Raw genomic sequence first — 23979 nt, forward strand, 5'->3', positions numbered from 1 at the left:
GGTAAATGAATCAGAAAGATGAAACAGGTCTATATCAATAGTAAAGAAAGGGTGGTGATCAAGGATGGCAAGCAGGTGCCCAGACTGTTGTTGGGCATGATCAGGGGCTCGATTGGGAAGTGCTTTGTGGTGAAGCATTATAGGGGGAACAAGAAAAAGAAGTGGAAAAAAAGGATTGTGATCACCAAGTACCCAGATATGAGTGGCATAGTGGCCTCTGAAAAGCAGAGGGTAAGGAGGGATTTGTTTAAGGAGGCAGTGGTGTATGCCCAGTGGATCCTCTCGGATGCGGAAAGGAAGGAGGCGTTTCGTAAATCTCTACCCAGGAAGAAGAGAAAGCATGTCTACCAGGCAGCTATTCGGTTGTATATGAACATGCAGGGGGACAAGCAGTGGCTGAGGAAGCAGCTGGCAGTGAGAGGGATGATGAGTACGGGCAGAAGGGAAATAGCTGATGTGAGGGTGGTAAAGGGTGAATTGTCAATGGGGAATATAAGAGAAGTCAGTGGAGTGTGGTCAATGGGAAATTTGAGCAAAGCGAAAAGTGCATGGGCAATGGTGAATGCGCGGAGGGCGAATGAAGGCTATCAGCAGCATGGATTATGGAAGGTTATATGGGAAAGGAAGAATTTTATGGATGTGTGGCAACAGGAAATGGTTGAAGAGTTGTGTTGCAAGCCTTTCTATTGTGATACTTAATCAATAAAAATTGAATAAATGAAGCTACACAGAGCTGATTCGAGTAATCGAGATTTTATTGAACTGGTTAGAGCTTTGGATGCGGAGTTGGCCCAGAGGGATGGAAGTGATCATTCATTTTATGCCCAGTTCAATACGATTGACAGGATCAAATATGCGATAGTAGCTTATGAGGATGATAAGGCTGTAGGTTGTGGGGCTATCAAAGAATTTGCTCATGGTATTATGGAGGTGAAGCGTATGTATACATTACCGGAATACAGGGGAAAGGGAATTGCGGCTAATGTGCTGGGTGAATTGGAAAAATGGGCAACAGAGTTAGGTTATCAGAAGTGTGTATTGGAGACGGGAAAGAGGCAACAAGAAGCGATTGCTCTTTATACAAAGAACGGTTATCAGATCATTCCGAACTATGGGCAATATGTGGGGGTGGAGAATAGTGTATGTTTTGAGAAAGAAGTAAGGGTATAATTGGTTAGAGGACATCTGTACAGGTCAGTGGGAAATTAGAAGAGATGATGAGGACAATGGATGGGTAGAAATAGATTTACAACTTTGACAAAGACCTGTGAACGGCATATCTTAGGGAAGAGGAGATATGTTTGGTACTTTTTGCAAGTTTGGTTAACTTACCAATGGTCTTGATCTCTGCTATATTTCTTATTGTTTGAAAGGATTCATTGTTGCCTCTATTTACTTTCACCTACTATTATAAAGTAAATCCTTCCTTATGTGAATATTTTTTCATCATCTAAAGTCTTCTGGTTATGCCACTCTATATGGACATGCATAAGGGTATGAAGGGACTTTCCCGTGAAGAATTAGAAAATGCGCATCGACAGGATGTAGAAATTCAAGATAAATATGGTGTGAAGTATCAAAAGTTTTGGGTCAATGAGGAAGCGGGGACTATATTTTGCCTTATTGAAGCCCCCAGTAAAGAAGCTTGCGCCGCTGTCCATTTCGCATCTCATGGTCAACAAGCCTGTGAGATCATTGAGGTACACCCTACCGACTATGCAGCCATTATGGAACCGGCTCATTCAACACCAACCGGTATTGTAGTGCATCCGGATGGGAAGTTGGATTCTGCAACCCGGACCTTTCTCTTTACAGATATTGTAGACTCTACCAGCCTCACAGAAAGCTATGGGGATATTATGGCTATGACTATTTTACGAAAGCACAATGAGATTGTTCGAAACGTTTTACAGAAAAATACAGGCACGGAAGTAAAACATACAGGTGATGGCATCATGGCGACTTTTATGTCCAGTGCGAAGGCAGTACGCAGTGCATTAGAAATTCAAAATAGTTTAAAAGAATACAGGGAGGAACATCCGGATGTTCCTTTACATATTCGAATCGGCATCAATGCCGGTGAACCCGTGACGGAAGGCAATGATTTCTTTGGAGCTGCAGTGCAGTTGACCAAACGGATCTGCGACATAGCAAACCCAGACCAGGTTCTTATATCAGATGTGATTAAGAGTTTGTGTATGGGTAGGAATTTTCAATTCCAGGAGTTGGAGGCCCAACATCTAAAGGGTTTTCACGAGCTAATCAAAACGTATGTTGTAACGGGATATTAGGTATAGGGAAAAGGAAGCCATATCCAAAACGCCTATATTCACCTACAAGATTGAAGGTAATAAATGGTATATCAAAGGTGGGTTTGATACCATAAGGTATTGGTAAGCAGCTTTTAGAAGCTGTTATTGGCTTTGCAAAGTTGAAATGATGCATGAAAGTTCGCTGGCAGGTGTCGAACTGGAATGCGAATGCTATTAGAGTTTTCTTAACCGGAATAACTTTGTCTCGTGGCTTTGTACAATGCCTTTCCACCTTTTTCCTTTGCCAATGTTTTTATGTTGCCAGAGGTCTCTTATTTCATATGTTCCATCCAAACCCAATTCATTGAAGTCGATGCCTGATGTTTGCGGCACATTACTACGGTTTAAAACTGCGACAGTATAATCGCCATTTGATAGTGGTTTTACAAACACATTCCATATATCTCCTTTTACTTTCCGTTCTGCCTGTTGACCTAATGGATCCTGGTTTAGTGCGATCACTTCCTCGTTCAGCAAAATGCGCCTGGTTGGTTCATTCATGTTACGCAGGTCATTGGCGGCTATGAGGGGAGCGTTCATTATGCTCCACAAGCTCATTTGACTTTGGTATTCAATATCATTGCACCCAGTGCCGCCAAGGTAGCCGGAAGGCCCCTTTTTTCCATACAGTCCTACCATAAGCATGTCGGGATCGTTCCACCCGCCAGAGCCAGCAAATGAATGCAGATCGGCATTTATATCAACAATATCCAGAATTCCAGCACCTACCCGGTGCAGGTCGGTAACTGATTTAGGCGATTCAAGACTTCTCCACTTGTCACGTATGTCAGCAGTTGTGCGCCACAATTGCCCGCCTGAGTTCTTTGCCCAATACCAGGGTTTTCTATCTCCCCATTCGCAGATCCCGAACATAATTTCTCTTCCGCTTTTGTGAAGCGCCTTTCCCATCCGGGTATAGCGTGTTATGGCAGTTGCAGAATCCTGCGGTGCACCACAATAATCGTATTTGAGGTAGTCAATCTCCCATGAAGCGAAGGTTTTGGCATCCTGTTCTTCAAAGCCCAGACTTGCTGTATAACCGGCACAGGTCAATTGAGCTGCATCGGAATATATTCCCAATTTGATTCCTTTTGCATGCATATAGTCTGCTAATGCCTGAATGCCTGAAGGAAACTTTTTAGGATCAGGAATCAAATTGTTTTTATTATCCCTGCCACCCTGCCAACCATCGTCTATGAAAATATAATTAAATCCTGCTTTAACCATGCCACTGGCTACCATTGCATCAGCCATTTCACGAATGGTTTGTTCATTAATATCTACACCAAAATAGTTCCAGGTCATCCAGCCCATTGGAGGAACAGGTGCCAGGATATTTTCCTTCCTGGAATTTGTTTGTGCGTAGAGAGAAAAGCCTTTCATGCAAAAAATAATAATAAGCAAAAAGAACCTTGTTCTCTTAATAAATTGAAGGGTAGAGACAGATGCTAGCATAATATGATGCAAATGTTGAACTTTAAAAATACTATTTGAAAACTAGTGCAAACCATGCAACCGTTTGCCCAATTTTTAATACAATTCAGTGATCTGCTATAACTGCTGAAGATTGTTTTAAAATCGGCAGCATGGCTAGTAGCCTTATTCGTTTGTTCAAAGTTGTGTTACTGCAACTGAGTAGCGAGTTTGTTTCTCTTGCGAATGAACAGGTTGTAGAAGGGATAGGAAAAAATGATGAGGGACAGGATGACCAGGAAGCTGAATTGATCGCTGATGGCAAAGCCAATGAATAGGGCGATTGTGACAATGAAAGCGAAATAAGTGGAGAAGGGATAGCCCCAGGCTTTATAAGGACGATGCAATGTGGGCTCCTTTTTTCGTAAATATATCAATGAGAGAAAGGCAAAGCCTGTGACCATCGTCATCATGAAGGCTCCTAAAGCGAAGAGCTGTTCAAAGGAACTCAGGAGGATCATGGTTGTGGCAATGGTATAGCAAAACAGAAGTGATATGTAAGGTGTTCCGCCTTTGTTCAGGATCGTTCCCTGTTTTATAAAATAGCCATCTCTGCTCAGCCCAAATAAGATGCGTGAAGGGATCATCATATAAGCGTTGAGAATACTGAAAAGAGAAAACAACGCTATCATAATAATTAAATTTTTACTCCACCTCCCAAAAGCTACTGAAGCTGCATCTGATGCGGCCAGTGTTGAATTGGCAATTGCACTAACCGGGAGCACATACAAGATAGCTGCATTGACCAGGACGTAAAGCAGCATTACAGTTAAAGCGCCGATCATGTAAGACTTAGGAATGTTGTGACCGGGATCCTGGTCTTCTTCAGCAAAGAAAGAAACGGACATCCATCCATCGTATGAGCCCATAATAAGTTGTAATGATTTAAAGACAGCGATGAACATTCCCCCGCTTAGTAAAGGAGTATTGATACTTTGAATAGTGGTGGTATGTTCGCTGAAAAAACAACCTCCTATCAATACTAAAAAGAGCAACACTTTAGCAGCACTGGTTACTTGCTGGATGCTGCTGCCACTTTTCACTCCCGGCAAGTTGAAAAGCGTAAAGAAGCTTAGAAACAAAATCGCTACCAATGTTGTATAGGGTTTTATACCCGGGAAGATCAAGGTGGTATATTCACTTAACACAATGCAGAAGTAAGCAGGCGCTATTGCGTTACAGATGAAATCAAACCAGCCATTTAAAAAGCCCGCATAACCGCCGAAAGCTCTTTTGATGTAATTGTAAGCCCCTCCAGCTTTGGGGAGCATTGTAGTCAGTTCGGCATAAGAGGAAGCTGACAGAAGAATGTATATGCCAACGAGTATCCAACATAGTAAGATCATGGGAGCACTTGGCAAAACAGCAGCAATGGTTGAGGGAGCTCTTAAGATACCAACTCCAATTGTACCTCCAACTACTACGGCAATCCCAAAGGCAACTCCTAATACTCTTCTTAGCTTGTTAATATGCTTTTTCACTGGCGCTTATAAGTATTATTTCAGCTAACGGAGAAGCATTGGCGTTGCGGCAGACTTTTTTCATTCGTTGGTTTGAAACCAATGCTCAATAAAGATAAACAATTCACCTGTTATTCTATAGTTCAATTGATCATGTGCAATCGGAATGTAAGGCAGGCCGTAATATATTGATGATTGCCTTTCCTTATTTGCTGCAACGCCGATAAAATTTGGTCAACAGCGGTTGTTACTTTTTCTGTCCCAGTGAAAACCAGTTTCCAGAATCGTCAACAAACAAAGCTTCGTAGCCGTAAAACTCTTTTGTTGGGGGTTTTTTGAAAACGATTCCTTTGGCTTTCATTTCTTCGTATGTTGCATTCAGGTCATTGCATTCAAATACACCAAAACCAAATGTCCCTTTCTTTACAAGTTCTCTCATTTGTTCGGCTGCACCGTCTTTGAACATCATACCGTCTTCAATAGGCATTAAAGTAATTTCCAATTCCGGTTGCTCTGGTGTGCAAACAGTCAACCAACGCATCCCTGGTCCCATTGGTGCATCTGTGTGCACTTTGAAGCCGAGTTTGTTCACATAAAAATCATAAGCACTGTCCTGATTAAGAACAAAGATGCTTACATGGCTTAATTGGGTAATCATAGTTCACTTTTTGTATTGCTTATGTAAGCAAAAGTCAACATTGATTTTTCAATCCACTTATTGAAAATTGCTTTTTTGCGTCCATCCTTTTTGTTCAGCGAAACATGCGGGAATAAATTGTAAAGGGTCTGTTTTGATTTGCTCTTGTTTTTCCATAAACTGTCGCTGATAAGCAGAAGGGGACATCTTAGTATACCGTTTAAATAAGTCGGTAAATGAACTCACACTGGTAAAACCTACAAAGAAGGAAACATCTGTTACAGACATTCCTTTTTGTAAAAGTCGTATGGCATTTTCAATTCGCACTTTTGTCAAGTATTGATGCGGTGTTTTACCATAGATCGTTTTGAACAGCCGGATGAAATGAAACTTGGAAAAGTAGGCTTCATCAGCGATATTGTTGAGATCTATGCAGTCATCAAAATGCGTATCAATAAAGAGTTTGGCTTGAACAATTCGCTTGTAGATATATATTTTAGGGAAATCGCTTTTCATTGGTATGCGCATGCAGAGGTTTTGAAGGGTTGATGATTTTTAATGAGGGGTGATCCAGAGTACAGCAAACAGCACCTAAGGAAAGCCTTTATGGTTAGTGTGTGTTATGGGCAAAATCATTAACATTATCAGAAACGCCTGTCTTTAAAACGTGTAGCAATTGCCGTCCCTAAAGCAAAAAACGTTCCCAAAAATAAAACCTTGAACAGGATGAATACGAGGTGATGAGGTTGATAGCTAAAAAAATGGCAGGAAGATCAAAAGCGATAGGCTGCGCCCAGAGCTATGCCGATATAGCCGGTGGCTTTATCGGCTTTGCCGGTACCGGGTGGCGGACCATCCATAACCATGGGGTAGTTTGCTTCTATGAATGGAAATACCTTATCATTGACTTTCATTCTTAATCCTAAAGCCGGCATTATGCTAAAGCTGGCATTAAATTCTGTTTCACCTGATGTGGGCGATAGATCATAACTAAGATTATAGAGGCTAACGCCCATGCCGAAACCAAGATAAGGGATCCACTTTTTATCGGTCAGCTCATAATCTGCAGTTACTAAAATAGGTACTTGATCAAGCCTGGCATTTTCAAAAACATCAGAGGGATTATCATCATTGTGCATGCGTCCCCAACCTAACATAAGACCTACGCCCCAACGATCATTCTTTAACCGCTTCGATACATTCAGCTGGTAAAGTATACCACTATTCGAAATTGTATTATATCCAGTGATCGGAATTGACATTCCAATGCCGGGTTGTACTGACCATTGTGCCTGCATTTCGCATGTCCATAAGATCATTGCCAGAAGGAGTGTATATTTCAATTTCATGTGACAACATTAATTTTTTACAGGTTAAATATGGAGTTACAGCCTTCATCTTTTGACAGGTAGGGTTATTTCGAAGGTGGCGCCTTCGTTGGGCCTGCCTTTGGCCTGAATGGTGCCGCCGTGGCGTTCTACTATGTTTTTGCATAGGGCGAGGCCAAGGCCGCTGCCTTCGTATTTATCTTTGGAATGAAGGCGGGTGAAGGTGCCAAAGATCTGTTCGGCAAATTCCTGTTCAAAGCCTATTCCATTGTCGTGAAGATAAATGTGGACCAACTCCTGACCTTTATTGTTTTCGACTTTGGCGGTAATGGTGATGGACGGAGGAACGTCAGGCCTGGTAAATTTAAGTGCATTATTTACCAGGTTGTAAAAAAGCTGGTGCAGTAAAATGGGAGCGCCTTCGATGGTGGGTAAGTTGTAATAGTAAATTGAAGCTCCTTTATGTTGTATGACCAACTCCAGGTCCACTTCAACACTTTTCATTATTTCGTTCAGGTCTACGGGTTCGAACATTTCTTCCAAAGCAGTGACGGTAGAATAGGTAAGCACGCCATCGATCATGACGATCATCCTGTTGGCAGCATTTAGTACCCTATTGATATACAGTTGTGCTTTTTCATCAAAATTTTCTCCTAATTCGTCTTTCAAACGGCCAACAAAAGTTTTTATTTTCCGGACAGGTTCTTTCAGGTCGTGCGAGGCTACATGCGCAAATTGCTGGAGGTCTTCATTAGAGCGCTGCAATTCTTTTGTCCTTTTCCTGACTTGCTCTTCAAGCTTTTGGGAAAGAGTTTTCTGATCGTGTATGTCTGTTAAGGAACCGATCCACCGGGTAATTTCACCTTTCTCATTTCGCACTGGTCCACCCTGGACACTATGCCAGCGGTACTCGCCAAAGCTATCCCTCAGTCTTAGTTCCGCCTTATAGACATCTCCTGTTTTCAAACTTTGCTCCCATACTTGAACTATGCGATCAAGATCTTCCGGGTGTACCAACTGCACCCATGATTCATGACCCATTGGCCTGAAGCCGGCGTATTCTTTCCAGCGAGAGGAAGCATACAACTGCTTTCCTTTTTCATCGGTCATCCATACCAATTGCGGCAGAGCTTCTGCAAGTACACGAAAGCGGCTTTCGCTTTCCATTAAAGCAGCCAATTGCTTTCTTTGCTGGTGAATATTCAAGGCTGTGCCAATAAAGCCAGCAAATTTATTGTGTTCAAAACGCGGCACCCCTTTGGCGAAGTACCATTCGTATTTTCCTGTTGCCGCATTTTTTATACGACATTCTATTGCAAAAGGTTTTTGTTTTTTAACGGCATTATTAAAGACCTTATACAACTTTTGAATATCATCGGGATGCACAAATTTTTCCCAAGCCAAGTCGGTTAATTCTGTGTAATGAGAGAGACCAAGAAAGCTCAGGAGTTCTTTATTTGTGTAAGTAACATACATATTTTCATCTGCCATCCAAACCCACATTGGTGCCTGATCGGCCAAAGTGCGAAAGCGCTCCTCGCTTTCACTGATCCGTTCTTCTATCAATTTTTGTTCGGTGATATCTATACTGACACCGGTGAATGTAACAGGTTCTCCCCTGGCATTATAAAAAAACTGGCCAAAAGACCGGATCCAGCGTATGGCGCCGTCATCAGCTCTTTTTATGCGGTAATAAGCATCATACTGCGTTTTTTGCAGGCGTGCGCTCTCTACTTTTTCAAGCGTTTTTTCTTTGTCAGCAGGCAGTATTACCTCATGCCAATCCTCGTAAGTAAGATCGGATCGATGTTCATCATAACCCCACATCCGTTTATGAAGTGGCGTCCATTCGAGTATGTTGGCATTTACATCTAAAGACCAGACACCTACGTGGGCCGCAGTTGTTGCAATGTCTAAGTGCCTGCTTGTTTCCTCCAGTGCCTTTTCGGCTACTCTACGCTGGTGTATGTTTGTTACTGAACCAATATATCCCAAAAAAATTCCTTGTTCATCAAATCGAGGTATGGCAGTGTCTAATACCCATTCGTAAGAGCCGTCCCATTTGTGAAGCCTGTAAACATTTTCATAAGGTTGTCGATAGTGGCTGGCTTCAAGAAATCCCTGCATAGTCTCTTCCCTATCATCAGGATGTAATGCGTTGGCCCAACCGTAGCCTTCAGCTTCCTCTAAAGTCTGGCCTGTAAACTCGAGCCACTGCTTGTTCAAATATGTGCAATAGCCTTTCGTATTTGTAACCCAAATCATGACAGGCACATTATCGGCCATATTGCGAAAGCGTTCCTGGCTTTCTTTCAGAATTTCTTCTTCCTTCTTTTGTTCGGCCTCTTTCAATATCCTTTCGGTTGTTTCTGTGCAGGAAACAAATACGCCACCAGGTTTTCCTGACTCGTCTATTACAGGACTATAACAATACGTCCAGTATGAGTTTTCCAATTTTCCATTGCGATAAATGGAAAAATATTGGTTTTCGCTCAGGATTGATTCCCCACCAGAAAGGACCTGGTCTATCATGGGTTTAATATAATCCCAGATTTCCGACCATACTTCAGCTCCCTTTTTTCCCAAGGCATGAGGGTGCTTTCCGTTTTCACCCAGGCTTGGGCGAAAAGCATCATTATAAAAGCAAATGTGGTCTTCGCCCCAAAAGAGGAACGTGGGGAATTTGGAGTTGATAATAATGCTTAATGTAGTACGAAAACTCTGCGGCCAGGTTTCTATTGGACCAAGAGTGGTTTGGGACCAGTCAATAGAACGGATGAGATTACCCATCTCTCCTCCACCCGAAAGAAATCCAAATGCTGCCTGCCCAACTCTTTCATTTGCTTGCATATTCAAGGTCCCCGTTGTATAATCCACCAGAAGAATACCAAATTAAGACATTATTAAAAATAAAAAGAATATCAGCAGAGAATTAATGCCCAGAAAAACAAAAGAAATAGGACCTGACTGTAAAGAATTGTTGGCTTTTGAGCATGATTTAAATCATCATAATTGCTGTACCCAACGTTATAACTTTAAAGACTCGAATACGAAACTTTATAAACCAGAAATATTGCCATGAGAAAAATCTTTAGCATTTTATGGCGGAGCATTCTTGTTGGCCTAGCCTATTTGATTGCCAATATGGTTATTGGAAGTATCCTAGCACAACCAGGATTTGAATTTTCAAAAACTACTCCACAAGACCTTTCCCGTTTACTCTTTACCACCTTTATATCCGGATTTCTAATGGGGGTTACACTTGGACCAGTAACTACTCTTTTCAGAGCAACCCGAGTACGCTCTACTTTAATTTTCAGTAGTGTTATTTTTCTGAATCTTGTATCTGTTCTTATTGAAGGCTATCTGTTTGTTCCAGGATTGCTGCAACAGGCTTTTATCCCAAGCTTATTATTGCTACAGTTTCTTTCTTCCATTGCCAGCAGCTTTGCCATCACCTTTCTTTTTAGCAACCAGAACAAAATGGACCCTATCATAACAATTGATCACAGGTCATGGTATTCATGGACCTGGCGGTTTATAATTAGTGCCGCCAGCTACCTGTTATTTTATTTTGCGTTTGGTTTTGTAAACTATGAATTAGTTACCAGGCCTTATTATGAAACCCATAGCAGTTTAGCTGTGCCTGAATTGAGTACTGTTATCCAGGTTGCATCGTTCCGTTCGTTGTTGCTCATCGCTTCTATTTTACCCCTGATCACGTTGCTGCATCTACCGCGGAGAAAGATGGCATTTACCTGTGGGATGATCCTGTTTGTGATCGGCGGCATTATACCTTTATGCATGCAAGCAGGTATGTTGCCAACAAAGTTGCTTATTGCCAGCGGGATAGAAATCTTCTTTCAAAACTTTCTTACGGGAGCTGTTGCTGCGGTTGCGCTTGGCGTCTGTAAGCTATCTATTCCTGACTCCTCAACAGATGTTTTTTATCATCTTGAAATTGAAGAAGAAGCGCTCTAGGGAGAAAGCCAGATGGCCTATGTTTGCATGAACAAACATGCTCATAATTACCAGCAGGCACCATGGCTAACAAGGTTAACAGATACAAAGAAATCCTCAGAGACCTGAATGAATGGGATCTATTTTTAATGAAGGAATCTGGTCTCCCGGGACCAAGAGCAAATCTTGAATTGTTAGCTGCTGTTGCTGATGCAGGGGATGAGGATACTTTTAACAGGTATGCCTATGAATTTACTCCCGAACAGGCATCCACCAACTCACCGGAAGTATTTTTAGTATTATGTGGCGTTGCAGGTATGGGAAAGCTGATTACCTCTGGCAAAACCCACTATTTCAGAAACCTGCGTGATTTTGCCAATGATCCAAGATGGCGGGTACGGGAAGCAGTTGCCATTGCACTGCAGACTGTTGGTGAGCAGGATATGAATATGCTGCTTGCAGCAATGGAGCAATGGAGCAAAGGCAATCGTTTGGAGCAACGTGCAGTTGTTGCGGCATTGTGTGAACCTAAATTACTAAAGCCAAAGGAAGCAGCACAAAAAGTACTGGAAATACTTGACCACTTAACATCGGATTCTTTGAAAGAAAGAAACAGGAAGGATGAAGATTTTAAGACCCTTAGAAAGGCATTGGGATATGGATGGAGTGTGGCTGTTGTGGCTTATCCAGAAAAGGGAAAACATATGATGGAGCACTGGCTCACCCATGTTGATAAAGATATACATTGGATCATGAAAGAGAACCTGCGTAAAGACCGATTGATGAAAATGGACAAGGTTTGGACGACAAAATGGTTGAGAGTTGTTGTTGGGATGGTGCTGATCATACTGTCACTTTTGACCAGCGTTGTTTCGTTTAGCCAAAACAGATATGCGATTGGCGTGGAGACTGGCTTTTCGGATGACAAGTACAAGGTTAGTGACCGGAATGGAAATCTGATTAATATTCCATGTATCAGCTTTGTGGCGGGTATCAATTTCAGAGAGCAAATTGATCATCATCTCTTTTATGAATTGGCTTTTCTTGTCAAACAGTATACAACAGGTTTTGCGTTGCAACAGCAGGTTAGCAATGTTGGGAATGATGCATTTGTAGCCTTACTCATTCCTGCACGGGTGGGTTATCACCTCAATATTTCAGACCGGGTTTCTTTAGTACCCCTGATCGGTATATCTCCAACATTAAAGCTCCCGGGCAAGGAAGAAGCCGCCGGTTCTTTTTATGAAAAGAATTCAGTGGCTGAAGTGGAGTGGCATTTTACAACGAGACCATTGAAAAGGGATTTTTATGCACTTGTGCAGGGAGGTTTAGGACTGGAGCATACACCGCTTTTGTTCTCCAATTTGAAATTTACTTTTAATTGCAATTACTATTATCAATGGCTATGGACTGTCAATGCTCTGGATATTCAATACAAAATTGACAATGGTCCTGTTGAGCAGGGGAACCTTTTTGGGATGGGCAGGTTTTTAAATTTCAGCGTTGGGGTGAAGTATGGGTGGTGAGGGAGCTTGATATGTTGCTGGTGGTGGGTTTTCTTGACAAGTTGATATTAGAGTAGGGCAGGTTGTATTGGCGAAGGTTTTTTAGGGGAGGGAAGTTTCGTTTTTGGGGTTAGGTGTTTTAGAATGAATGGGGGTTGAAAATTGTTTTGAGATTAGTGGGGATTAAAACTTTCGCATATTTTTGAATTGAACGCTATATAAATACCCACCCATGCAATTTGAGTTTGTAAGTGACGAAACTTTTCAAACAATTTTAGAACGTGACTATGATGAATTACAACGTTGTTTAGGTAGTAAAGCTGCAAAATCAGTTCTTATTCTTGCGGGTAGCATTGTAGAAGCACTTCTGTCTGACTACTTTATTGAAAACTTACCAGCTGGACATACCCAAGCAACAATATTAAACCTTGCCTTATCCAACCTTTTAGATTTAGCTGAAAATGAAGGGTTAATCAGTCGCAGTGACAAGAACTTAGCCACTGTTATTAAAGATTACCGAAACTTAATCCATCCCGGCAGAGAGGTTCGAAAGAACGAGCAGTTTGATTTCGAAACAGCTGAATTGTCCTTTAAAATATTAAATCTGTTAATCAGAAAAATTGAAAGGAAATACAGAGAGAAATTTGGATACACCGCAGACGATATAATGGCGAGTTTAAATGAAGACTGGAACTACCATTCGATATACAGCTCCGTTATAACTCGTTTAAGCATCGCTGAAAAGAATAAGTTAATAGATGAATTGGTGAGCCAAGAGAATAAACTGAAGTCAAAGTTTGTAAAGTTTGAAGGTGAATTCAACTATGAGAACACATATGAAAATATTGAGGAAGTCAAGTCTCTTGTTACTGAACTAAAGCCTATTCTTAAACAAGAAACAATTCTTTCTTACCTAAAAGAGCTTGTGCATGCAGTTACAAGTGGACATAGTTTACAAGCATTGGCCTTGTATAATCTTTTCCATGAAGATTTACATCTTTTGCCTGAACAAGAGCAAGAGATGGTATCCATTTATATGCTATCGTTATACAGTGACATTTCCGAAAATAGTTCTGATTTAGCTGTTGAAAAAACATATTCAACTATCGGGAAGTACACAAAGACGGAGAAAGGAAAAGATTATTTGAAGTCTGTTTGTGGTTTTGCTATTCCGCATTTCGGTGGTGCAGGCGTAAATTATGAATTTGATGTTCTAGAACAAATTTTAAACTCTTTCTCCGAAGCCGTAAAAGACGAAGTATTAGCTGATTTGAAAGCTAAGTTATTACCATTGGAGAATGTTCCTGCTAACATTAAAAAGGACTTTGTCGAACCTGCCGTAAAGCGAGGTATATTAAGCTTTGAGTAATACAGTGTACAATAGTGCATTGCTGCAAGTGTGGCAGATCTAATTCTTTTCAGCTTGACTTATAACACAGCATCTGGTTATCTTTACTGAACTGCAATGCTGTCAATTCCACACCTGACAGCAATGCTTTAAGGTTGTATGCTACATCTCGGACTCTATGCTTTTGGGACAAATCAAAACTAACACAATGAGACAGCTTGTACTACGCATAGTTCTAAGCGTGCTACTGCACACATTGACTACCTTCAGCCGGGCTCAAACGTGGGAAGCAGTAAACCCGCCGCTCAATTTATTTAATGGGACTATTTTCGCTACTACTGTCGATGTGTCGGGGCACATTTATGCTGGTGGTGGTTTTAAAAATGGCAGTTATAAGAATTTCGTTGCTGTATGGAACGGGACAGACTGGACTGAACCTGGCGCTGGTGCAACGGGATTGAACGCCAATAGCAGTATCCTTACGCTTGCCAGTTATGGTGACACAGTTTACGCTGCGGGCGCTTTTACCAATCGATCGTCACAGTATTATGTAGCCAAGTGGAACGGAAGTGCCTGGAGTGAGCTGGATCGCAATTCCTCCCTGCGAGCAAATGGTTTTATTTATTCCCTTGCTGTTGATCGGTCCGGCAATGTCTATGCTGCTGGTAGTTTTACTGATACTACAGGTAAGTATTATGTTGCCAAGTGGGACGGAACGGCACGTCGTGGAGCGAGCTGGGAACTGGCACCAATGCATTGAATGCAAACGACTATATCGGTTGCCTGGCAACCGATGCCAGTGGGAAGGTGTACGCCGGTGGTTCGTTCAGAAATGACAGTGGTGAATGCTACCTTGCCAAATGGAACGGGAGCAGTTGGACGGAAACCGGCACTGGTGCCGGGGCTTTGCATGCAAACAACACAATCAAAACTGTGGTGGTGAAAAACGAAACGGAGGTTTATGCAGCCGGTATTTTTACCGATGCCGGAGGCAGTTGTTACGTTGCCCGGTGGAATAATGACTAAAGTCAAACTAATAATTGCACAGACTATTAGCCTAAACCATCTGTTGCCTTATATTTGATTATTTTCCTAAACCCCTTGTGACAACAACAGCCAAAGAATAACTGCTATGAAATTTTGCTTTTTCTTTTTATTAATCACGCTCTTATGTACATCACAAATCCTTTCACAGCCTTCCATCACTTCATTTTCGCCATCAAGTGGCGCTGTTGGTACAACAGTTATCATAAATGGTGCAAATTTTAGTACAACACCTGCCAATAACATTGTTTATTTCGGTGCGGTAAGAGCTAATGTCACTGCAGCAACGGCAACTTCATTAACTGTAACTGTTCCAAACGGAGCAACTTGTCAACCATTGTCAGTTACTACTGGAAATCTTATAGCTTGGTCCGATGCGCCCTTTATTCCAACGTTTCAGTGGGGAGGCGCTATTAACAACAACGCATTTTTCAATCCTTTGCCCCTTGATTCAGTTTCAACCGGTAATTTTAATACGGAGGGCTTGGCAATTGCCGATTTGGATGGTGATGGAAAACCGGATGCCGCAGTTGCTGACAGGGCCAATAACACCGTATCCCTTTTTCGAAACCGTACAAGTGGAAATGAACTTTCTTTCTATGCCAAAGTAGACCTGGCTACCGGCAAAACGCCTGCTTTTGTTACTGTTGGTGATTTGGACGGCGATGGCAAGTTTGATTTGATTGTTGCTAACAGTGATATAAATACCAGCACGGTTTCAGTTTACAAAAACAACAGTACGGTAAACAACCTTTCTTTTGCCGCACCTCAATCCATTGCTGCTGGTACTCAACCCATGGCTCTTTTTGTAACAGACTTTGACAAGGACGGAAAGGCCGATATAGCCATTGCCAATGTTGACCTTCCCGGCTCCATCACTTTGCTGCGCAATATCACTTCCGGCGGTGTGATTTCGTTTGCGCCGAAACAATCCATAGCTGTTTCCGGAACATTTAATGATGTAAAAGCTGCTGATTTGGATGGTGATAAAATGCCTGATCTGGTCTTTTCAAATTACCTGCTGAATGTTGTTTCTGTGTTACGAAACACAAGTACCTCCGGTAATATTTCATTTGCTACATCGCAAAACTATGCAGCAGGAAGCTTTCCTTCAGGTATTGCTATTGGTGATATGGATGCAGACGGGAAAGCAGATGTAGCCGTTGCCAATTTATATTCCAATACGGTATCAATACTAAAAAATGCAAGTGTTAGCGGCGCCATTTCTTTTGGGCTAAAACCAGATATTGGCTCACTGGACAGCCCCACTGATGTTACGCTGAGTGATGTAGACGGTGACGGTAAACTTGATTTACTGGTGAGTGATGCAAACAATAGCACAGCTTATGCGGTTTCGGTTTTAAAGAATTATAGCACCACAGGAACTATTTCGTTTGGTACAAAGGCCGACTTCGGCATTACAGCAACGGGGAAAATAGGAACAGCAGATTTTGACATGGATGGCCGGCAGGATTTTATAGTTACGTCTGGCGCACTTCGTGGGGTTATTTATAAAAACCGCATCGGGGCTCCCGACATTACCTCATTTTCACCAACAAGTGCTGCTGCAGGAACAACGGTAACGATTTATGGTTCCAATTTTAACGGAACAACATCTGTTAGTTTTGGCGGTGTTGCTGCCGCTTCATTTACTTTGGTCAATTCATCAACTATAACAGCTATTGTGGGTGCAAACAGCGTTTCGGGCAACGTGGTGGTAAGTTCTCCAATGGGTTTTTCTTCAATAGCAGGATTTGTTTTTGCAGCACCTCCAAGGATTACATCCTTTACACCACAAACGGCTGTTACTGGGACAACGATAACCATCACCGGAACGAATTTCACAAACGCAACATCTTTCAGTTTTGGAGGTGTCCCGGCTGGTTCTTTTTCGGTCGTAAATCCAACCACCATTAAAGCCATTGTGGGAAGCGGAGCATCTGGCGACGTATCAGTGACAACACCTTATGGAGCAGCTTCTTTACCTGGTTTTGTATTTACGACTCCACAGCCAACCATCACTTCTTTTTCGCCAGGCTTTGGCGGCACAGGTGCTACAGTTTCCATTGCCGGAACCCATTTAGCGGGTGCCACGTCGGTTAGTTTTGGTGGCGTGCCTGCCAGTTCATTTGTTGTGGTTTCCAATAATGCCATTACAGCAACAGTGGGTTCGGGGGCTTCGGGTAATGTGAGCGTTACTACAGCATCGGGTACGGATTCACTGCCAGGATTTACCTATATCCCGCCGCCGGCAGTTACTTCTTTTACTCCTGCGTCAGCAAAATATGGCACAACTGTAAACATAACGGGCAATAATTTAAATAATGTTACAGGAGTGAGTTTTGGCGGTGTGCCGGCACTTTCTTTTTCAATCGTTAATGCCACTACCATTACGGCAACAGTTGGAAATGGCGCTTCCGGCAATGTGGTTGTCACGTCGCCATACGGTTCAAGCACAATGAGTGGCTTTACATTCCTGCCTTCGCCGACAGTTACGTCGTTTACACCTCAGTCAGGTCCGCCCGGAACAACCGTTACCATTACTGGCATTGATTTTACCGGAGCGACCAGTGTTTATTTTAATGGGGAACCGGCTACTTCCTTTACGGTACTTTCTTCAACCACGATTCAGGCAGTGACGGGTATTGGCAATACGGGCAGCGTACAGGTTACGACACCCAATGGATTTGGTATTTCTAGTTCTTATTATACCTTTATTTATCCGCAGCCAACCATTACTTCATTTTCGCCAATGTCCGCCACCACTGGTGATGTGGTCAGCATCACCGGAACAAATTTTATCAAAGTTCAATCCGTACGTTTTGGCGGTGTTGCCGCAAGTTCTTTTGTTGTTAATTCCTCTACAAGTATAACCGCCACAGTAGGGGCAGGTGCTTCTGGTAATGTTGTTCTAACAACCGCAGGCGGACAAGCATCAATAGCCGGATTTACATTTGTGCAACCACCGCCTACTATCACCAGTTTTTTTCCGCAGTATGCTGCAAACGGTCATTCAGTTACTATTACTGGGAACAATTTTTTGAATACAACCGCCGTATCATTTGGTGGCGTGAGTGCTTCCTCTTTTGTCATCAATTCCAATACAAGTATCACCGCCATTGTTGGCAACGGTGCTTCGGGCAATATAGCCGTCACAACGCCTAGTGGAAGTGCCAATTCAACATTTTTTAATTACGATAATCCGAAGATTACATCCTTTAGTCCAGCTTCGGCTGCAGCAGGGACCGCCGTGATCATCACAGGTTCTGACTTTTACAATGTTTCTTCGGTGAAGTTTGGTGGTGTGCCTGCTGCTTCATTTACAATTCATTCGTCGAACAGTATCACGGCTGTTGTTGGCGCAGGGAATACGGGCGATGTCACAGTAACTACACAAGTAACCACAAGCCGCATGGGCGGATTTACTTTTATTTCTCCAACACCGGCTATTCATTCAGTTGTTCCAAGTATTGCCACTACAGGTACGACCGTTAAAATAACCGGCAATAAGTTTACAGGTGCCACAGCTGTTAGTTTTGGCGGTGTTACTGCTGTATCCTTTGTAGTCAATTCTGATTCGCTTATTACAGCCACCGTTGGTGCAGGTACCTCCGGTGATGTTTCTGTTACCACACCTTTGGGTGGTGTAACTTATCATGGATTTATTTATACCAATGCACCAGTGATTACATCAATTGTTCCTGGTTCAGCACCTGTTGGTGCTTCTGTAACCATTTCAGGTTTTAACTTTAATCCAACTGCAGTTGGTAATACAGTTTATTTTGGCTCTGTAAAAGCACCTGTTTTATCTGCTTCTTCAACATCTTTGGTGGTCACTGTTCCGGCGGGTGCAAGCTACCAGCCAATTAGTATTACTAATAATGGTTTAACAACTTATTCATCCAAGCCTTTTAATATAACATTTACGTCACTGGAAACGTTGAGCACAAGTGCTTTTGCACCAAAAATTGATTTGGCTCTTGGCAACAAACCATATGGTATGGCGATTGCGGATATTGACTTGGATGGCAAAAACGATGTTGCCGTTGCCGTTGGAAATCCATCGAACAACCTAAGCTTGTTTCAAAATACAAGTACGCCTGACAGTGTATCTTTTGCTCCGAAGAAGACGATTGCCTATAACAGATATCCCCAACAAACTATCTTCAGCGACATTGATGGCGATGGTAAACTTGACATGATAGTTGCAAATGGCTCCGATATGAACGGCGTTTCAATATTCAGAAACACAAGCACAAACAACAGTGTTTCGTTTGCCGATGAGTATCTTTTTAACAACTTACGCCTGGGTAATTTTAGTGTAGCTGCCGGTGATTTGGATGGTGATGGAAAGGTTGATCTCGCTGTTTTATCGCAATATTCAAAAGAAATTTATATCTGTAAAAATACAGGCCAGCCAGGAATAATTTCCTTTGCTTCACCTATTGTAAGATCTGTGAATGGCATGGGCTCGAATATTATTATCACCGATATGGATTTGGATGCAAAACCCGACCTGGTAATTTCTACTGTTGTTGGTAATGGAAGTCCATACGGGAGTCTTTTCATCTACCGCAATACCAGTTCCGCAACTGCAATTTCGTTTGACGCAGCAAAAGATTTTTCCACCTCGGGCAGTGCGGCATCGCTTGCTATTGCTGATATAGATAGTGATGGCAAAAGTGATGTAATAGTAACAAATCTATATCTTAATACATTTAGTTACCTGCGGAACGTTAGTAGTGTTGGCAACATTGCATTGGAGAGTAAGCTTGAATTTCTAACCTCACAACATCCATCTGGTATAACCGTTGCTGATCTGGATGGGAACAACAAACCAGAAGTTGTTATTTCAAATAATGGCAATTCAACAGTATCTGTATTTAGCAATACCAGTTCGAATAACACACTTTCATTTGCACCGAAATTTCAGATAACCACAGGTGATGGCCCATATACTGTAACAGTTGGTGATATGGATGCTGACGGTAAACCCGATATCCTGACGACAAATCAAAACGACGGTAGCTTTTCAGTGATAAGAAGTTTGGTGGACGGCTTTTTTGTTAGATCTTTTGTTCCTACTTCGGGTGGTGCTGGAACTATAGTAACAATTAAAGGTACACATTTCACTAATGTTACCGATGTTAGCTTTGGCGGTGTAGCCGCCTCTTCTTTTACGGTGGTGAATGATTCCACGATTACTGCGGTTGTTGCCAATGGTTCAACCGGGAGTGTAAGGGTAAAAACAGCTGCCGGCGAGGATTCACTTCAAACATTTACCTATACCTGCGACTCTGTGAAAGGCCCGGTTCCTGTCATTTCTTTAATCCGTGATTCAGTCCTGGTCAGTTCCCAGGCCAATTATTACCAATGGTATTACAACAATAATAAGTTGCCAAATGCCATTTCCAATTCATTGGTTTTCAAAAATGCCGGTTTCTATCACGTGGAGACAAGTGCGGATAGAACCTGCTGGATTCCTTCGTTCGATTATCCTGTTCTCATCGGCCGGAGTACAACACAGGACTCCCTGCAGCTATATGTGTACCCCAACCCCTCAACTGGCAATTGCATTGCGTATGTAAAGCTGCCACAAGTGGGCACTTCAGTCGCCTATGTCCAGGTATTCAATGTGACGGGTGTGCAGGTTTTTCAAACCAGCAAGTTGATCTTTTATGGAAATGAAATCAGGATCCCGTTCACCATATCGGCCAAAGGGACCTATTTTGTTAAAATGGTCGTTAACAACAAGGTCGTTCAGCAATCGATCATCATCATTTAATGTATTGTATGAAGAAGATTTCCTTCAGTTACCTCATGACCGTTTTGGTGATCTTGTTGAGCTGTGGCAAGAACAAGGATACTGAGCCCGATACCGGAAACAATGGCGGTGGTAATAATCAACAAAACACAAGTTGTGTACTGACCACGATTTCGCAGGTAAACAGCGGAGCCGGTGCCGAATCGTCCTTATCTGCATTTTACAACAGCAATAACAATGTTACCAGTTTGGTTGTCTATGATAGCGTCAATAGAGCAAAAAGCTTTGAAGCTAGTTTCTCCTATATCACAGCCGACTCTGTCAGGATAAGCCCCTATCAATACCTGCGACTAGACGGCAACAAGCGGGTTATACGCTTTGTTACAAAATCAGATCTCTCTGATCCTGCTCATGCCGATACATATGTCTTTGAGTACTCCTACAACAGTGATGGCTATCTTGCAAAAAAGGATCTTTTTATCAATGGTTCAACAAGGGCAAACTTCAGCACAGCCTACACTTATGCCAATCAACAGTTAACGGGTTGCCTCATGACAACGCCCAGCGCAGGTAACCAAAAGGTGTTGGAATCAACTTTGTCTTACGACAGCAAAACGACGATCAAAAACTGGATGTATACATTCCCGGATGCCATGGAAGGTTACCCTTATCTAACTGTTCTCAATTTTGGAAAACATGTTGTGAACCCATTAAGTAAAGTTGTCACCAAAATATACAACCCTGCTTCCGGAGTTTTGCTTGACACATGGACCACCAGTTATGACAACTATCAAACTGATGCCAATGGGCATGTGCTGTCCGGCGTTGCAACAGGAGATCTGCAACAAGGAATAGCATCATTTTATGGCAAAACAAATTTCTACTACACTTGTCATTGATGATAGTTCACTTTCAATTAATGGCAAAAATATTTTTGTCCGAAGTAAACCAAACGATAAACCGATATAAACCAGACAGCCATTACAAAAATTAGTAAAGCCCGGCAGCCATTATAATGGCTCAAAGCACACAATCGAGTAGACGAAAAGCCCCAGAGAAAAGCCCCGGTACACACATCATGTACCGGGGCTTTTAGTTCTACTCCTTGTTGACCGAATGGCTGCCCAAGCCACTGGATGGAGCGGGTAGCCATGGCGGTGGCTAGCTTGACACAGGGAAACTCTTTAGGGAATTGTTGGTGGATCAGACTCCGGCTAATGCATTTTTTTGAATAATTTCATTCGTTTCATTTTTATAGATATTTTCGTTTCACTCATTGATTTTCAAAGCCATTAAAACAAATTAGCACTAACGATGACTTCCTTATTTCAGCAGAAAGTGATTGGTGTGTCCCTTTTTGCAGTAGCTGCTTTATGTCAAAAAGCTTCTGCCCAATCGTCACTTTCCCTAATTGGTCTTTCGTCTTTTCAATCTTCCGGGCCTTCCTGGAAATTAGCCGGAGATGTTTCTGCCGATCTTAGCCAGAACAATGTGTTGCAAACAACACCTGGTACCGGTGTATTGGTAAATCTTCCCAGCCAGCAAATTCATGGCGCCGATCTGTTGACCAATTTCCAGCACGGTGACCTGGATTTGGAATTGGACTACATGATGGCCAAGGGTTCTAACTCGGGCATTTATTTGCAGGGCCGTTATGAGCTTCAGTTGTTGGACAGCTGGGGCGTAAAAAGCCCTAAATACAGCGATAATGGCGGTATTTATGAACGCTGGGATGAGAGCCGCGGCAAAGGACTAGAGGGGTATGAAGGCTATGCACCCCGTCAAAATGTAAGCCGTGCGCCCGGCCTGTGGCAGCATTTAAAGGTTTCCTTCCAGGCGCCCCGTTTTGATGGAGCCGGCAAAAAAATTGAGAACGCAAAGATTTTGCGTATAGAATTGAATGGCGTAACCATTCATGAAAACGTTGAACTGTTTGGCCCTACCCGTGGTAGTATGGGCAGGGAAGCAGCCCTCGGCCCCCTGCGTATACAGGGCGATCATGGCGCCGTTGCATTTAAAAATGTTAATATAAAAAACTTCGACAAGCCCCGTCCGGAACTGTCGGATGTAAAATATTCAGTTTACAAAGGAAAATTTGAAGCAGAACCGGATTTTGCCAAGCTGAAGCCGGAAGCGGAAGGCACTTTAGCTGCACTTTCTTTAAATGTAAAAAACAAACTGAACGGAGAGGGTTTGATCCGTTATACCGGCAATTTACAGGTAAAAGAGTCCGGAACCTATCAGTTCAATTTAAATGTAAGCGGCGGTGGCGGCCTGCTTCAAATCAATAATCAAACCGTAATCCCCACCGGAGGAAGAAGTGGCGAGATCGCACTTCCTGCAGGCAATCTGCCCTTTGAACTTTTATTTGCCAAATCGGCCAGCTGGGATAGGTCGGCTTTAGGATTGACGGTTGCCGGTTCCGCCATTCGTGATTTCCTCCTCAGCGAAGCCGCTATTGCGGGTCCAGGGGTTGATCCTATTTTGGTGGATGCACCGTCCAATACCATTCTGAGAAGCTTTATGGATATTCCCGGAGGCCCCAGAGTAGTGCATGCAGTAAACGTGGGTAGTGCAGAACAGTTGCATTATACCTATGATATGGACAAAGGCGCTATTGTGCAGCAATGGCGCGGTGGTTTCCTGGATGCCACACCCATGTGGCACGAAAGAGGTGATGGTTCTTCCCGTCCTTTAGGAACGGTTCAACGATTTGGCAAGCCAGTGCTTGCAATTGCCCGGCTTTCTTCTGCCCAGGCAGACTGGCCCGAGGATACCGCGGCAACTGGTTTTCAACCCAAAGGTTACGATCTGGATGAAGTAAACCGTCCCATATTTAATTACTCCATTTATAGCTCCATGGTTTCCGATATCATCCGCGTAGTCAATAATGGGCAGGGATTGCAAAGAGAAATCAACATTCAGAATCCGGGCGAAAACTTGTATGTGCGTTTGGCGGAAGGCAAAACCATTGAAGCCAGGCCCAACGGCACTTACCTGATTGATGATAAATCATATTATTTACAGATCAATGATGCAGGAGGCGCAGAACCGGTCATTCGTGAAAAGAATGGTCGTAAAGAACTGATCGTTCCTGTAAAAAACAAAGTAAGCTATTCAATTCTTTTTTAATTTCTGATTGCTACAA

General features: G+C 42.7%; 17 protein-coding genes. 11 read left to right on the forward strand and 6 right to left on the reverse strand.

Annotated features, from left to right (window positions below):
* The first annotated feature begins 18 nt into the window (after positions 1 to 18).
* The 3 genes from OCK74_RS17270 (at position 19) to OCK74_RS17280 (ending at position 2291) form a co-directional block, all read left to right on the forward strand.
* Complete coding sequence (locus OCK74_RS17270) at positions 19 to 699, forward strand: hypothetical protein (RefSeq protein WP_279298316.1); 681 nt, start codon at positions 19 to 21, stop codon at positions 697 to 699.
* An 18-nt stretch (positions 700 to 717) separates the two neighbouring features.
* Positions 718 to 1170 (forward strand): GNAT family N-acetyltransferase, encoded by a 453-nt coding sequence (locus OCK74_RS17275; RefSeq protein WP_279298317.1) that lies wholly within the window; start codon positions 718 to 720, stop codon positions 1168 to 1170.
* Between the two features lie 296 nt (positions 1171 to 1466).
* Positions 1467 to 2291, forward strand: a complete 825-nt coding sequence (locus OCK74_RS17280; protein WP_279298318.1) for a nickel-binding protein — start codon at positions 1467 to 1469, stop codon at positions 2289 to 2291.
* Positions 2292 to 2486: 195 nt separating this feature from the next.
* Here OCK74_RS17280 and OCK74_RS17285 read toward each other — a convergent pair whose 3' ends face one another.
* The 6 genes from OCK74_RS17285 to OCK74_RS17310 all read right to left on the reverse strand — a co-directional run bounded on the left by OCK74_RS17285 (position 2487) and on the right by OCK74_RS17310 (position 10060).
* Positions 2487 to 3695 carry a glycoside hydrolase family 27 protein gene (locus OCK74_RS17285; RefSeq protein ID WP_279298319.1) on the reverse strand — a complete coding sequence of 403 codons (1209 nt, stop codon included), beginning with the start codon at positions 3693 to 3695 and terminating at the stop codon, positions 2487 to 2489.
* Between the two features lie 239 nt (positions 3696 to 3934).
* Entirely contained in the window at positions 3935 to 5266 is a 1332-nt protein-coding gene (locus tag OCK74_RS17290) for an APC family permease (protein ID WP_279298320.1), read from the reverse strand.
* A 226-nt stretch (positions 5267 to 5492) separates the two neighbouring features.
* Positions 5493 to 5903, reverse strand: coding sequence for a VOC family protein (locus tag OCK74_RS17295; RefSeq protein ID WP_279298321.1), 411 nt, complete (start codon positions 5901 to 5903; stop codon positions 5493 to 5495).
* A gap of 57 nt (positions 5904 to 5960) precedes the next feature.
* Entirely contained in the window at positions 5961 to 6410 is a 450-nt protein-coding gene (locus OCK74_RS17300) for a helix-turn-helix domain-containing protein (protein WP_279298322.1), read from the reverse strand.
* A gap of 245 nt (positions 6411 to 6655) precedes the next feature.
* The gene (locus tag OCK74_RS17305) at positions 6656 to 7231 is read right to left on the reverse strand and encodes an outer membrane beta-barrel protein (protein ID WP_279298323.1); all 576 of its coding nucleotides are present in this window, start codon (positions 7229 to 7231) and stop codon (positions 6656 to 6658) included.
* A 45-nt stretch (positions 7232 to 7276) separates the two neighbouring features.
* Entirely contained in the window at positions 7277 to 10060 is a 2784-nt protein-coding gene (locus tag OCK74_RS17310) for a PAS domain S-box protein (RefSeq protein ID WP_279298324.1), read from the reverse strand.
* A 228-nt stretch (positions 10061 to 10288) separates the two neighbouring features.
* On the opposite strand from OCK74_RS17310, the gene OCK74_RS17315 reads away from it, so the two are divergent.
* The 8 genes from OCK74_RS17315 (at position 10289) to OCK74_RS17350 (ending at position 23963) form a co-directional block, all read left to right on the forward strand.
* Complete coding sequence (locus tag OCK74_RS17315; RefSeq protein WP_279298325.1) at positions 10289 to 11191, forward strand: hypothetical protein; 903 nt, start codon at positions 10289 to 10291, stop codon at positions 11189 to 11191.
* Between the two features lie 62 nt (positions 11192 to 11253).
* Entirely contained in the window at positions 11254 to 12696 is a 1443-nt protein-coding gene (locus tag OCK74_RS17320; RefSeq protein ID WP_279298326.1) for a hypothetical protein, read from the forward strand.
* A gap of 211 nt (positions 12697 to 12907) precedes the next feature.
* Entirely contained in the window at positions 12908 to 14044 is a 1137-nt protein-coding gene (locus OCK74_RS17325) for a hypothetical protein (protein ID WP_279298327.1), read from the forward strand.
* 187 nt (positions 14045 to 14231) lie between these two features.
* A complete protein-coding gene (locus tag OCK74_RS17330) occupies positions 14232 to 14783 on the forward strand; it encodes a hypothetical protein (protein ID WP_279298328.1) in 552 nt (183 codons plus the stop codon).
* A complete protein-coding gene (locus tag OCK74_RS17335; RefSeq protein ID WP_279298329.1) occupies positions 14729 to 15049 on the forward strand; it encodes a hypothetical protein in 321 nt (106 codons plus the stop codon). Before OCK74_RS17330 ends, OCK74_RS17335 begins: the two co-directional genes overlap by 55 nt.
* 106 nt (positions 15050 to 15155) lie before the next feature.
* Positions 15156 to 20852, forward strand: coding sequence for an IPT/TIG domain-containing protein (locus OCK74_RS17340; RefSeq protein ID WP_279298330.1), 5697 nt, complete (start codon positions 15156 to 15158; stop codon positions 20850 to 20852).
* Between the two features lie 8 nt (positions 20853 to 20860).
* Complete coding sequence (locus OCK74_RS17345; protein ID WP_279298331.1) at positions 20861 to 21730, forward strand: hypothetical protein; 870 nt, start codon at positions 20861 to 20863, stop codon at positions 21728 to 21730.
* Between the two features lie 415 nt (positions 21731 to 22145).
* Positions 22146 to 23963, forward strand: coding sequence for a 3-keto-alpha-glucoside-1,2-lyase-like domain-containing protein (locus OCK74_RS17350; RefSeq protein ID WP_279298332.1), 1818 nt, complete (start codon positions 22146 to 22148; stop codon positions 23961 to 23963).
* Positions 23964 to 23979 lie beyond the last annotated feature (16 nt).

The organism is Paraflavisolibacter caeni, assembly GCF_025628885.1.
Taxonomy (GTDB): Bacteria; Bacteroidota; Bacteroidia; order Chitinophagales; family Chitinophagaceae; genus Flavisolibacter; species Flavisolibacter caeni.